General features: G+C 66.0%; 12 protein-coding genes. 5 read left to right on the top strand and 7 right to left on the bottom strand.

Annotated elements, in window-relative coordinates; all coding sequences use genetic code 11:
• The first annotated feature begins 133 nt into the window (after positions 1-133).
• A complete protein-coding gene (locus GH681_RS20935; protein ID WP_153163486.1) occupies positions 134-1,528 on the top strand; it encodes a phenylacetate--CoA ligase family protein in 1,395 nt (464 codons plus the stop codon).
• Entirely contained in the window at positions 1,521-3,500 is a 1,980-nt protein-coding gene (locus tag GH681_RS20930; RefSeq protein ID WP_153163485.1) for an alginate lyase family protein, read from the top strand. The genes GH681_RS20935 and GH681_RS20930 overlap by 8 nt, the downstream gene beginning before the upstream one ends.
• 7 nt (positions 3,501-3,507) lie before the next feature.
• Here GH681_RS20930 and GH681_RS20925 read toward each other — a convergent pair whose 3' ends face one another.
• Complete coding sequence (locus GH681_RS20925) at positions 3,508-4,356, bottom strand: HDOD domain-containing protein (protein ID WP_153163484.1); 849 nt, start codon at positions 4,354-4,356, stop codon at positions 3,508-3,510.
• Between the two features lie 264 nt (positions 4,357-4,620).
• Between GH681_RS20925 and GH681_RS20920 the strand changes: the two genes are divergently transcribed.
• Entirely contained in the window at positions 4,621-5,478 is an 858-nt protein-coding gene (locus tag GH681_RS20920; protein ID WP_153163483.1) for an endonuclease/exonuclease/phosphatase family protein, read from the top strand.
• 94 nt (positions 5,479-5,572) lie between these two features.
• On the opposite strand, the gene GH681_RS20915 is transcribed toward GH681_RS20920, so the two are convergent.
• Entirely contained in the window at positions 5,573-6,094 is a 522-nt protein-coding gene (locus GH681_RS20915; protein ID WP_153163482.1) for a gamma carbonic anhydrase family protein, read from the bottom strand.
• Between the two features lie 248 nt (positions 6,095-6,342).
• Here GH681_RS20915 and GH681_RS20910 point away from each other — a divergent pair, with 248 nt between their 5' ends.
• Positions 6,343-6,702, top strand: coding sequence for a nucleotide pyrophosphohydrolase (locus GH681_RS20910; protein ID WP_153163481.1), 360 nt, complete (start codon positions 6,343-6,345; stop codon positions 6,700-6,702).
• A 90-nt stretch (positions 6,703-6,792) separates the two neighbouring features.
• On the top strand, positions 6,793-7,638 hold the full coding sequence (locus tag GH681_RS20905) for a 23S rRNA (adenine(2030)-N(6))-methyltransferase RlmJ (protein ID WP_153163480.1): 846 nt from the start codon (positions 6,793-6,795) through the stop codon (positions 7,636-7,638).
• Positions 7,639-7,736: 98 nt separating this feature from the next.
• On the opposite strand, the gene GH681_RS20900 is transcribed toward GH681_RS20905, so the two are convergent.
• The 5 genes from GH681_RS20900 to GH681_RS20880 form a co-directional block, all read right to left on the bottom strand.
• Positions 7,737-9,032, bottom strand: coding sequence for an acetyl-CoA hydrolase/transferase family protein (locus GH681_RS20900; protein ID WP_153163479.1), 1,296 nt, complete (start codon positions 9,030-9,032; stop codon positions 7,737-7,739).
• Between the two features lie 134 nt (positions 9,033-9,166).
• Positions 9,167-10,456: a DUF1615 domain-containing protein gene (locus GH681_RS20895; protein WP_228112011.1), complete on the bottom strand. Its 1,290-nt coding sequence runs from the start codon at positions 10,454-10,456 to the stop codon at positions 9,167-9,169.
• Positions 10,453-10,692, bottom strand: coding sequence for a hypothetical protein (locus tag GH681_RS20890; RefSeq protein WP_153163478.1), 240 nt, complete (start codon positions 10,690-10,692; stop codon positions 10,453-10,455). Before GH681_RS20890 ends, GH681_RS20895 begins: the two co-directional genes overlap by 4 nt.
• A 78-nt stretch (positions 10,693-10,770) precedes the next feature.
• On the bottom strand, positions 10,771-11,778 hold the full coding sequence (locus tag GH681_RS20885; RefSeq protein WP_153163477.1) for an inorganic phosphate transporter: 1,008 nt from the start codon (positions 11,776-11,778) through the stop codon (positions 10,771-10,773).
• An 8-nt stretch (positions 11,779-11,786) separates the two neighbouring features.
• Positions 11,787-12,413, bottom strand: a complete 627-nt coding sequence (locus tag GH681_RS20880) for a DUF47 domain-containing protein (RefSeq protein WP_153163476.1) — start codon at positions 12,411-12,413, stop codon at positions 11,787-11,789.
• Positions 12,414-12,482: the final 69 nt, after the last annotated feature.

The raw sequence follows: 12,482 nt of genomic DNA, 5'->3' as shown, positions 1-12,482 counted from the left end.
GCGGCCATGCGTTCTGTACTCAGTCACGGGCTCTATCACCCCAGCGCCTACCAAACTGCACGGGCCGGTCTGGCCGCCTCAACGGCGTTCAGACTCTACCGCGCTGGTCTGGTTTAAAGATACAAGCGGGTCGATGCTATCCAGTCATTCCAAGCTTTATCGTCGTGTCTCGCCCGACGTGCAGGAACACCTGCTGGCGGTGACCACCCGCCTGCGCGGCCTGGTGACCGACCAGCGCGAACTGCGCCGGATCACCGCGCGCATCGAGGCCAGCCAGTGGCTGTCCCGCGCCGAGTGGGAGGCCCTCCAGCTCGAGACCATGCGCGCCCTGGCGCTCGACGCCCGGCGCCGGGTGCCGTATTACCGCGAGCAGTTCGGCCGGCTGGGGATCGACCCGACGCGCTGGCAGTGCCTTGCCGATCTGGCCGAGATCCCCGTGCTCACCAAGCACGAGGTGATTGCCGAGGGCGAGCGCATGGTGGCCGAAGGCGGGCCGTGGCTGCGCTTCAAAGGCTCGACCAGTGGCACCACCGGCCAGGCCATGGCCGGCTGGCGTGACCGGGCGTCGATCGCCTTCGAGCAGGCCTTCATCGATCGCCAGGCCCGCTGGGCCGGCTTTCACAAGGGCGAGCGGCGGGCCTGGCTGCGCGGCGATCCGGTGGTGCCGCCCAATCAGTCCGGCGGCAAGCTGTGGCGGATGAACCGGGCCGACAACACCCTGATGCTGTCCTCCTACCACCTCACGCCGAGCAACGGCGCGGGCTACATCGAGGCGCTGGAGCAGTTCGACCCGGTGATGATCCAGGCCTATCCTTCATCGGTGGGCTACCTGGCCCGCTGGCTGGAGGAGCACGACCGCAACTACCGTGGCAAGTCGCTGCGCGGCATCGTCACCTCGTCCGAAACACTGCGCGCCGAGGAGCGGCGCATCATCGTCGAGCGCTTCGGCTGTCAGGTCTTCGACTGGTATGGCGCCTTCGAGCGGGTCGCGGCCATTGGCACCTGCGAGCACGGCCACCATCACGTGATGGAGGACTACGGCTGCGTGGAGTTCGAGCCCAATGGCGACGGCACCTCCAACCTCATCGCCACCGGCTTCGGCAATCGCCTGATGCCCTTCCTGCGGTATCGCGCGGACGACCGGGTGGTGCTCGCCGATCCGGATTTCGCCTGCCCCTGCGGGCGCAGCTTCCGGGTGGTGGAGCGGGTGCTGGGCCGGGTGGACGACGCCATCCGCACGCCCGACGGACGCCACGTGGTGATGCTGGACTGGATCTTCTCCGGGCTCTTCGGGCTCGTCGAGGCCCAGGTGGTGCAGGAGCGCCTGGACGAAGTGGTGATCCGCATCGTTGCCGGTACCGAATTCAGCCAGCGGGACGAGCACGCGCTGCTGCTGCGTGCCCGTGAGCGGCTTGGCCAGCAGGTCATCATCAGAATCGAGCGCGTGGCCGAGATCCCGCGCACGCGCAACGGAAAGTTCCGGCAGATCGTCAGCCGGCTGAGTGGAAGTGAGGAAGTCAATGTCTAGTCTTAACCAGGTCGGGTGGTACTGGAACCGCCTGCGCTGCATGTCCATCGCCGAGATCATGGGCCGCGCCAGCACCAGCGCCACCCTGGCGATGGAGCGCCGCAAGGCCCCCACCGAAGTGCCGGTGGCCCGGCTCGACCGCCTGGGCGCCCGCTGGCTGCCGCGGGAGCTCCCCGAACCCGCCGGCGCCATCCTGCAGCGGGCCAACGAGGTGCTCGCCGGCCACTGGCGGATCTTCGCCAACGAAGCCATGAACCTCGGTTTTCCGCCGGAGTGGAACCGCAACCCTGCCAACGGCGCGCTGCTGCCGCTCACCTACGGCAAGACCATGTCCTTCCGCGATCCCGCGGTGACCGGCGACATCAAGTACCTGTGGGAGCCCAACCGGCACCTGGAACTGGTGTGCCTGGCCCAGGCCTGGCAGCTCACCAGCGACATGCGCTACCTGGAAGGGATCGGCACGCTGCTGGAGAGCTGGTTCGTCCAGTGCCCGTATGGCCTGGGGCCGAACTGGTCGAGCGCGCTGGAGGCCGGCATCCGGCTGATCAACTGGTCGATCGCCTGGCAGCTGATCGGCGGGCTGTCGTCGCCGCTGTTCCAGCATCCGGTGGGCAAGGTGCTGCGGGCCGACTGGTTGAGCAGCATCTGGCGCCACGCGGAGTTCATCCGCGGGCATCTGTCGCGGCACTCGTCGGCCAACAACCACCTGATCGGCGAGCTGACCGGGCTGTTCGTGGCCGGCTCCACCTGGCCGTACTGGGAAGAGGCCAAGCAGTGGCGGCGCGTCTCCCGCGATGGCCTGGAGCGCGAGGCGCTCATCCAGAATGCCCCGGACGGTGTCAATCGCGAACAGACCACCGCCTACCAGCAGTTCGTGTGGGATTTTCTGCTGATCGCCGGGCTCGCCGCGCGGGCCACCGGCAAGCCCTTCTCAGACGCCTACTGGTCGCGCATGGAGGCGATGCTGGTGTATGTGGCGGCGGTGATGGACAGCGGTGGCAACGTGCCGATGTTCGGCGATGCGGACGACGGTCGGGTCACTGGCCTTTCCCTCAGCGCCGGCGGCTGCGCCTTCCAGAGCCAGCTTGCCACCGGTGCATTGCTGTTCGAAAACGCCTCCCTGGCGCGCAAGGCCGGTTTTGTAGATCTTCGCACCCGCTGGCTGCTCGGCCGCGAGGCCTGCGTGCCCTTCGATGATCTGCTGCTCAAGGCGGCGCCGGCCACCACCCGGGTGGATTTTCCGGATGGCGGCGTGTTCGTGTTAGGCGCCCATCTGGATACCCTGGACGAGATTCGCCTGGTGGCCGATGCCGGCCCCCTGGGCCTTGGCGGCATCGCGGCCCACGGTCATGCGGATGCGCTGTCCTTCACCCTGTCGGTGGCCGGGCGGGAGTTTCTCGTCGATCCGGGCACCGGCACCTACCACGGGCCGCGGGCCTGGCGGGATGGCTTCCGCGGCACGGCGATGCACAACACCTTGTCCATCGCCGGCGAGGATCAGGCGGTGTCGGGCGGCAAGTTCATGTGGGTGCGGAAGTACCGGACGACGGTGCTCGAACGGGAATCCACCCGTATCGTCGATCGTCTGGTGGCCGAGCACGATGGCTACCGGCGCCTGCCGGGGCGGCCGGTGCATCGCCGCAGCTGGGAAGTGGATCGCCTGGCCGACAGGGTGACGATCCGCGACGAGGTGCAGGCTGCCGGCCCGCAGTCCGTCACGCTGCACTGGCATTTCAGCGAGGCCTGCAACGTCACCTGCACGCCGGATGGTCTGTCGGTATCCAATGGTCCGGTGTGCTTGTCGATGGTGCTGCCGCCCGATGGCGAGGTGAGCATCCTGCGCGGCGCAGATGTGCCGCTGGCAGGCTGGGTTTCCCGGGGGTACGACCAGCGCTCGCCGAGCACCACCGTCGAGTGGCGCGGCACCCTTGAGCCCGGGATGTACGTCGAGACGATCCTGCGCCGGATCTGATCCGCGCTCAGGCCTGGGGAAAGAACAGGGCGATCACCGCCGGCATCTCGGTCTGCACGGCGGCGCGGATCGAGCCGATCCGTTCGACGCTCATCTCGAGGGTGGCGACGGTCATCGGGTCCATCCCGGCGAGGGCCGCTTCGTCGGCGTTTTCAAGCCCATCGGTGGCGACGATCTGGTTGGCCAGATGGATGAGGGCGGCCTCGGTCATGTGGTGGCCGCCCATGGCCGGCATCAGCTGGGCGCCGATGGCGGTGGCAAAGCCGTTGGGCAGGTGCCACGCCGACGCCAGCGCCGCGCCTACTTCGGCGTGGGTGCAGCCCAGGTGGCTGATCTCGGCCTCGGGGAGCGGGATGTGCCGGGTGCGGGCGGTTTCGAGGGCCGCCGAGGCGCCTTCGGGGTTGGCCTGGTACATCACCAGATGACCGATGTCGGCGAGCAGGCCTTCGACGAACATCCGCTCCGGATCGCCCGTACCCATCAGCTTGGCACTGGCGCGGGCCGCCAGACCCCGGTAGATGCAGTCCTGCCAGTAGCGGGTCATGTGCATCCGCGCCGGGCGGATGCCCGAGAACGCGCCGATGATCGCGGTGCTCAGCACCAGATCATGTACCTGCTGCATCCCCATCAGATTGACCGCCCGGGCAACCGTTTCAATCTTCCCCGGAAAGCCGTACAGCACGCTATTGACGACACGGAGCACGCGGGCGGTGATGCCCGGGTCGCTGGCCACCGCATCGGCCACCTGATAAACCGAGCTGTCCGGATCGTCGAGCAGTTCGCGGATGCGGTGGTATGCGGCGGGAAGGCTGGCGAGCTTCTCGATGCAGGCGACAAGTTCCTGGGGCGTAGACATGATCGTGGGCGGCTCTTGAGAACGGGAGACGAAGTGATTTACGGCGGCGTGACAAGCTGCTTTAGCGATGACACCCTGGATGCGCCCCAAATTGGGGGAGATAATCCACAGCACGCCTGCCGCCAAGGCGCGACGACCGGCAATTGCGCACAGCGGTGCATGGATTGAGGGCGAGCGGGGGACACGGGCTTGCTATGCTTTTCGGCGGTGGTCGGCGCGCTGGCGTCGGCCCGGTTTGTCGAGCAAGAAAATAAGGTTTTCCTGATGAAGCTACTGAGCTGGAACATTCAGTGGGGGCGCGGTGCGGATGGTGAAGTGAATCTCCCGCGCACGATTTCGGCCATCCGGACGCTGGGTGATTTTGATGTGATCTGCCTGCAGGAAGTCGCGGTGGGTTTTGCCGGGCTGCAGGGCGGCGTGGCCACCGACAGCGTTGCCCGTCTGGCCGAGGCCTTCCCGGGCTATGGCGCGCACTTTGCGCCGGCGGTGGATCTGCCGGATGCGACCGGCGGTCGCAGCCAGTTTGGCAACCTCACCCTCAGCCGCCTGCCGGTGGGGCAGGTGTTCCGCCACAGTCTGCCGCGCCCGCCCGAAGACGGCGTGCCAAGCATGCCGCGGGTGTGCCTCGAGGTGGTGGTGGAAGGTCCGCGTGGCCCGGTGCGGGTGCTCAACACCCATCTGGAGTACTACTCGCGCGTCCAGCGCATGACCCAGATCGCGGCGCTCCACGCGCTGCAGTGCGATGCCGTGCGGCTCGCCGCCAGCGCGCCGCCGGTGCTTGACGAGCGCAAGCAGGATTCGCCCTTTGCGGTGTGGCCAAGGCCCGTGTCGGCGATTGTCTGCGGGGATTTCAACTGCGAACCGGGCAGCCCCGAGTATTACCGGATGACCGCGCCGATCAGCGCCGACGTGTCGGGCTGGGAAGACGCCTGGCGTGCCTGCTACGGCGACATTCCGCACCTGAACACGGTGGGCCTGAATGGCGCCGAATGGCCGGACCGGCCGTATTGCTGCGATTATTTCTTCGTGAGCGCCGATCTGGTTGATCGGGTAGATGCGGTGGCGGTGGATCAGGCCACGGCGGCCTCGGATCACCAGCCGATCCGGCTGAACCTGGACTGAGCAGTCCAGATTTCGGGTACATCACATCCGGCCGGAGTTGGCGGGATGCTGCGGCCCTGCAGGCGGCACACGCCGCGGCAGGGCCGTTGTGCGTTTACAGCTCGGAGAGCTGCTCCTGGTAGCGCAGGGCGTTGTTCACGTAGCCATCGGCGCTGGCCTGGAGCTTGGCGATCTCGTGGTCGGTGAGCTCGCGGATGATCCGGCCCGGGGAGCCGCACACCAGCGAGCGGTCGGGAATCACCTTGCCTTCGGGAATCAGCGAGTTGGCGCCGATCAGGCAGTGCTTGCCGATCACCGCGCGGTTGAGCACCACCGCGTTGATGCCGATCAGGGAGCCATCGCCCACCGCACAGCCGTGCAGCATCACCTTGTGGCCGACGGTGACGTTGCTGCCGATGGTGAGGGGGACGCCGTCATCCGTGTGGAGCACCGAGCCGTCCTGGATGTTGGTGTTCTCACCGATGGTGATCGGGTCGTTGTCGCCCCGCAGGATCGCCCCGAACCACACATTGACGTTGCGACCAAGATGCACGTCGCCGATCAGGGTGGCAGTGTCGGCAATCCAGACGCCCTCCTGCAGTTGCGGGGTATGCTCTCCGAGGCGATAAATCGGCATGTTATTTTCCTGTTATGGTTTGAATTTCACCCGTACCGCCGAATGGCCGGGTGAAGAGCGCGCCATAATAACAGGGTGACGCTCGAGTGCAAGGGGATTGGCGCCCTTTTTGCCACACTTTCGGTAAGCGAAATAAGGGCTTAGCGGCGGTGGCCGACGCCCGTGAGCGCGTCTTCAATGCCGCGGACGGCGACAAGGAGTCTGGATGTTTGTGAACGCTTCAGGTGGTCTCGGAACGGGGCAGGGCGATGGCCGGTGATCTCGACAGCCTTGCAGGGCTGGTGACGGCCTTTCGGGACGCGCGGGACTGGTCGCAGTTCCATTCCCTGCGCAACCTCATCGTGTCGCTCAACCTCGAGGCCGGCGAGCTGCTGGAGCTGACCCAGTGGAAGACCGACGACGAGATTGCGGCGATCCCTGCCGATCTCCACGCCCGCGAGGCCCTGGAGGACGAATGCGCCGACGTGCTGCTCTACCTGCTGCTCATTGCCGACCGGGCCGGGATCGACCTGGATGCGGCCACCCGGGCCAAGCTCGCCAAGAACGAAGCCAAGTATCCGGTCGAGCGCTTCCGGGGGTCGCGCCGGAAGTACGACGCGCCCGATTGAACGCCGGGGAGGCGTGCCACCGGCCGAGGTGTTAGCATCGCGCCCCTGATCTATCGACCCTTGCCGCCCGCTTGCCCGGGTGCAACCGCCATGCTGAGTTACCGCCACGCCTTCCACGCCGGCAACCACGCCGATGTGCTCAAGCACTTCGTCCTCGTCCAGGTGCTGGAATACTTCAACCAGAAGGACAAGCCTTACTTTTACATCGACACCCACGCCGGCGCCGGCTGCTATGCGCTGGACGAGGCCTTTGCCCGCAAGAACGCCGAATACGAAGAGGGCGTAGGCCGCCTGCTCGGCCGCAAGGACGTGCCGTCCGAGCTGAAGGAATACCTGCGCGTGGTGCGCGACCTCAACCCTGGCGGCAAGCTCCGCCTGTATCCGGGCTCGCCCTGCTGCGCGGCGCCGCTGATGCGCCCGGACGACAAGATGCGCCTGTTCGAACTGCATCCGGCCGACAGCCGTCTGCTCGCCAAGACCTTCGAGAACGCGGGCAATCAGACGATGGTGCTGGAGCAGGATGGCTTCACCGGCATCAACGCCTTCCTGCCGCCGCCGTCGCGCCGCGGGCTGGTGCTGATCGACCCGCCGTACGAGGTGAAGACCGACTATCGCACCGTGCTGACGATGATGAAGGAGAGCCTGCGCCGCTTCCCGACCGGCACCTACATCATCTGGTATCCCAAGCTCCACAGCATGGCCTCGCGGGAGCTCCCCGAGAAGCTCAAGCGCCTGCCGATCACCAGCTGGCTGCACGTGAGCCTGGACGTTCAGAAGCCCGCCGAAGATGGTTTCGGGATGCACGGCAGCGGCCTCTTCATCGTCAATCCGCCGTGGACCCTGCCGCCGGTGCTGAAGAAGGTGATGCCTTATCTGGTGAAGGTGCTGGGCATCGACGACGGTGCCGGCTTCCAGCTGGAATCCGAGATTCCCTGAACGCGCCGGCCTTCCCGACGCAATATGCAAAAAGCCCCGGGTGACCGGGGCTTTTTGTTGAAGCGTGCAATCGGCAGCGCCGGGCTGCCGGCTGCGGCTTACAGCAGATGCATCTTCTTGGCGGCTTCGGTCAGCTGCCCGCGGAAATCCGGGTGGGCGATGCTGATGAGCTCCTTGGTGCGCTGCTTGGCGGTCTTGCCGCGCAGCTGGGCCACGCCGTACTCGGTCACCACGTAGTTGATGTCGTTCTTGCTGGTCGACACGTGGGTGCCCGGGGTGAGGGTCGGGACGATGCGCGAGATCGTGCCATCCTTGGCGGTGGACGGCAGCACGATGAAGGCCTTGCCGCCCTTGGAGCGGTTGGCCGAACGCACGAAGTCCGACTGACCACCGGTGCCGGAGTAGGGCAGCGGGCCCAGGCTCTCGGAGCCGCACTGGCCGAGGAAATCGATCTCCAGGGTGGCGTTGATGCACATCAGGTTGTCGTTCTGACCAGCGATGTACGGGTCGTTGGTGAAGTCCACCGGGTGCATCTCGACCATCGGGTTGCGGTCGAGGAACTTGTAGAGCTTCTTGGAGCCGAGGGCGAAGGTCGCGACCATCTTGCCCGGCATGAAGTTCTTGCGGCGGTTGGTGACCGCGCCGGCTTCGAGCAGCGTGAGGATGCCGTCGCCGACCATCTCGGTGTGGATGCCCAGATCGTGCTTGTGGGTGAGCTGCATCACCACGGCGTCGGGAATGCCGCCGTAGCCGATCTGCAGGGTCGAGCCGTCCTCGATCATGTCGGCGACGTACTTGCCGATGGCTTCCTGGACGGGCCCGATGGTGGGCAGGCCCACTTCGAGCACCGGCTCATCGTTCTCGACCAGGGCGGTGACCTGGGAGATGTGGATGTGGCAGTTGCCGAAGGCGAACGGAACGTTCGGGTTGACTTCGACGATGACGGCGCGGGCCTTGCGGATGGCGGCCATCGTGTAGTCGGGGGCCAGGCCCAGGGAGAAATAACCGTGCTCGTCCATCGGGGACACCTGGGTGAACACCACCTCGGCAGGCATCAGGCCACGATCGATGAGCTGCGGCATCTCGGAGAAGTAGCTCGGGTAGAAATCACCCACGCCTTCCTTGAAACCGGGGCGGGTCGCGCCACTGAAGAAGTACGCCACGTGGCGCACGTTTTCGGCGGTGGTCGGATCCAGGTAGCCGAACTTGCGCACGGCGAGGATCTGCGACACCTTCACGTCGCGGAAGTCGCGGCGGTGTTCGGAAAGGGCGGTAAGGAGCGCGGGGGGTTCGGCTACCGCAGTCGGCACGACGATGGTGTCGCCGTTATGAACATTGCGGATGGCTTCGGCCGGAGTTACGCGCTTGGCGGCGTATTGCGCCTGGACGGTCATCTGTTTATCTCCCATGGTCATCGTTATAGCGCAGCATTAAACCACGGCTTGAAGCCGCGATTTGTACTCGATTGTATAGCGTGGGAGTGGCCCGGAATCTGGCCTGGATCAAGGAAATTCGCGGGGCTGCCGGCCTAGGGCAGGGCCGAGCGGTCGCGTCCGAGACAGGTTCGGTGACGGCCGTCCACGCGCTCGGCGAACCAGGCGGTGGTGAGCTTGCGCTGGATCTTGGGGCTCTTCAGGTCGATCTGCGGCATGGCCTCGCGGGGCATGGGCGCACCGGCCGCCGCATCGGCGAGGGCGAAGACCCTGGCATAGAGCGCGGTCTGGGCGAAAGCGGGGGTTTTTTCGAGGCGCAGGTCGCGGATCAGTGCATCCCGGGACAGGCCCAGGCGCCCGTTGATGGTGGCGAGGGCCGAAAGCGTCGCGCTGGGTTCGGCAGCGGGCGCGCCGTCCTTGTAGCGCAGCAGGTCGCCATCGAGGGCCAGCGCCTGGCCGGACAGGCGGGCGACCGCCGACTGGAAGGCCGCGTTGCGACTGCTGAAGCGACCGGCGTTGAAGTCAGCAAAGCGGTAGAGGATCTTGCTGTAGGGCGCCGGGTAGTCGAGCAGGATCGCGATGCCGAAGTACACGCCGCCACGGCGGGTGAAGACTTCGGTGCGCACGGAGTCACGGCGCGGATAGGGGTAGGCCTTCTCGCGCACCTGCTCCTCGGCAAACGCGATGCTGACCTGCATCGGGCCGCCGGTACGCACCGGGTTGTAGCCGCCCAGCAGGGATCTGCCATTGGGCAGCTCCGAGATCATGTCCTCGAACAGCGCATTCATCTGCTTCTCGGTGCGCAGGCTGTCGATGCGCGCCTTGTAGCTGCGGCCGTCGGGACTGCTCTTGAGGAGGGCGGCGTCCACCAGCAGGCGGGGAAGATGGATCTTTTCGCGCCGGGTGTCGATTTCCTTCCAGACGATCTGGGACAGGCCGGGTACCACCGGGTCTGCCTGGAAGGTGGATTCCTGCTCGATGACGGCAACCGCGGCGCAGATGTTGTCCGGCGTGAGCGGCAGGCGCAGGCTGCTGAAGGCGGTGTGGATGTCGGTGGCCCAGCCGTCCCGGTCCTTGACGTAGGGCGGCAGGAAGCCGGCGACGAGGGCGCGGCCTTCCCGCTCACCGAGCACGACCGGCGCGGCAGGACGCGGTGCGGGCTGAATGGTGGGGGGGAGTCCCGGAGCTGGCTGCGTGAGAATCGGTTTCGGCGCTTCGGGCTGAGGGGCCGGAATCGTCTGGGGCAGGGGAGGCGTGCTGCCGCTTGCCGGAGGAAGCTTCGGGGACGGTCGGGATTCCACCGGCCCAGTGCTCGCGCAGCCGCCGAGCAGCAGCGCGCCAACCGCCAGGGCGCTGGCCGCCAGGCTGGAGGCGCTGCGGATCAAGATCCGCCGGCGGTTTTTTCCGCCTCGGCGATGCGGCTCAGGCTGCGGGTGTAGAAGGCCGAGTAGCCCAGGCCGACGAGGGCCATGATGCCGGTCAGCAGCACCGCGCCTTCCATTGGCTGGCCGGCGATCACGTTGGCGATGAAGGAGTAGCCGAGCACCATCGCCGCGGCGAAGCCGCCGATGATGCGGACGAGGGCAAAGGTTTTCTGTTGCTTGAGGGTGGGGGTGGCCATGGGGCGTTGTTCAATGAAAAACCGGCTTGATGCGAGAGGATCGGGTTTCCGATCCGGCGCGTCAAGCCGGTTGTCAGGTCAGAACAGGGTGCGACCGATCCAGTAGCCGCCAGCGGCGATCAGGGCCGAGCAGGGGATGGTGAGGACCCACGCCCAGACGATGCTGCCGGCGACACCCCAGCGGACGGCGGCCGTCCGGCGCACCGAACCGACACCGACGATGGCGCCGGTGATGGTGTGGGTGGTGGACACCGGGATGCCCAGCGCGGTGGCCAGGAACAGCGTGATCGCACCGCCGGTTTCGGCGCAGAAGCCGCCGACCGGCTTGAGCTTGGTGATGCGCTGGCCCATCGTCTTGACGATCCGCCAGCCGCCGAACAGGGTGCCGAGGCCGATGGCCATGTAGCACAGCACGACGACCCACGACGGAACCGGGTCACCTTGGGCGGTGACGCCCGCGGCAAGCAGCAGCATCCAGATGATCCCGACCGTCTTCTGGGCATCGTTGCCGCCGTGGCCGAGGCTGTACAGCGCAGCCGAGACGAGCTGGAGCCGACGGAACCACTTGTCGACCCGTCGCTGGGTTTTATTCCGGCAGATCCAGGCGACGATCACGAGGATGAGCGAGCCGAGGATGTAGCCGAGCAGCGGCGAAATGATGATGAAGGAGACTGTCTTGGCGATGCCGGCGCCGATCAGCGGTTCGGTGCCGGCCTTGGCGATGGCCGCGCCGACGATGCCGCCGATGAGGGCGTGGGACGAACTGGACGGGATGCCGTAGTACCAGGTGACGACGTTCCAGGCGATGGCGCCGAGGAGCGCGCCAAAGATGAGGTGGTGGTCGACGATGGTGGGGTCGATGATGCCCTTGCCGACGGTGCTGGCCACCTTCAGCTGGAAGATGAACAGGGCAATGAAGTTGAAGAAGGCGGCCCAGGCAACAGCCTGGTGGGGCTTGAGCACCCCGGTGGACACGACGGTGGCGATGGCATTCGCCGCGTCGTGAAAGCCGTTCATGAAGTCAAAGACGAGCGCAACGACGACCAGGCCGGCAATGACCCAGAAACCGATCTGTACGGGTTCCATGGCGATGCTCAGGCGTTTTCCAGCACGATGCCTTCGACGATCTTGGCGACGTCCTCGCAGCGATCGGTGATCGATTCGAGTTGTTCGTAGATGGCTTTGAGTTTCATGACCTGCAGCGCGTCGCGCTCGTCACGGAAGAGCTTGGACATGGCGCCGCGCATGATGCGGTCGGCGTCGGTCTCGAGGCGGTCGATCTCCTGGCACGTCTGCAGCACGGCGCTGGCGTTGTCCATGTTGGAGATGAGGCCGACCACGATCTTGACGCGGGTGCAACAGGACAGGCTGACGTTGGCCAGCTGCTGCGCTTCCGGGGTGATGCGCTGGATGTGGTAGAGCGTGGTGCACTCGGCGACGTCCTGGACCGTGTCGAGGATGTCGTCCATGGCGTTGATGAGGCTGTGGATCTCGTCGCGGTCGAGGGGGGTGATGAAGCTCTTGTGAGCCTGGGCGACGGTCTCGTGGGTGATCTTGTCGGCGATCTGTTCGATTTCTTCGATGGCTGCGATGTGCTTTTCGGCACCACCGAGATCGTCCATCAGGGCGACCAGCGCCTGGGCGCCAAGAACGATCTGCTCGGCGTGGCTGTTGAAAAGTTCAAAAAAACGGCCCTCTTGGGGCAGCAGGCGTCCGAACATAGTTTGATTGTTGCAGGAGTATGACTGTAACCGGATTTTAACAGAGCCCCGCCTCATCTACGCACCGTA

The organism is Zoogloea sp. 1C4 (assembly GCF_009469605.1).
Taxonomy (GTDB): domain Bacteria; phylum Pseudomonadota; class Gammaproteobacteria; order Burkholderiales; family Rhodocyclaceae; genus Zoogloea; species Zoogloea oryzae.
Note: the sequence above shows the minus strand (reverse complement) of the source record. Positions and strands in the feature narration are given on the sequence as shown.

What these genes read in the sequence shown, in the direction of transcription:
- GH681_RS20900 (WP_153163479.1), bottom strand. Translation starts at nt 9,032, where the DNA reads ATGACCGTCCAGGCGCAATACGCCGCCAAGCGCGTAACTCCGGCCGAA.
- GH681_RS20920 (WP_153163483.1), top strand. Translation starts at nt 4,621, where the DNA reads ATGAAGCTACTGAGCTGGAACATTCAGTGGGGGCGCGGTGCGGATGGT.
- GH681_RS20930 (WP_153163485.1), top strand. Translation starts at nt 1,521, where the DNA reads ATGTCTAGTCTTAACCAGGTCGGGTGGTACTGGAACCGCCTGCGCTGC.
- GH681_RS20880 (WP_153163476.1), bottom strand. Translation starts at nt 12,413, where the DNA reads ATGTTCGGACGCCTGCTGCCCCAAGAGGGCCGTTTTTTTGAACTTTTC.
- GH681_RS20935 (WP_153163486.1), top strand. Translation starts at nt 134, where the DNA reads ATGCTATCCAGTCATTCCAAGCTTTATCGTCGTGTCTCGCCCGACGTG.
- GH681_RS20890 (WP_153163478.1), bottom strand. Translation starts at nt 10,692, where the DNA reads ATGGCCACCCCCACCCTCAAGCAACAGAAAACCTTTGCCCTCGTCCGC.
- GH681_RS20925 (WP_153163484.1), bottom strand. Translation starts at nt 4,356, where the DNA reads ATGTCTACGCCCCAGGAACTTGTCGCCTGCATCGAGAAGCTCGCCAGC.
- GH681_RS20905 (WP_153163480.1), top strand. Translation starts at nt 6,793, where the DNA reads ATGCTGAGTTACCGCCACGCCTTCCACGCCGGCAACCACGCCGATGTG.
- GH681_RS20885 (WP_153163477.1), bottom strand. Translation starts at nt 11,778, where the DNA reads ATGGAACCCGTACAGATCGGTTTCTGGGTCATTGCCGGCCTGGTCGTC.
- GH681_RS20915 (WP_153163482.1), bottom strand. Translation starts at nt 6,094, where the DNA reads ATGCCGATTTATCGCCTCGGAGAGCATACCCCGCAACTGCAGGAGGGC.
- GH681_RS20910 (WP_153163481.1), top strand. Translation starts at nt 6,343, where the DNA reads ATGGCCGGTGATCTCGACAGCCTTGCAGGGCTGGTGACGGCCTTTCGG.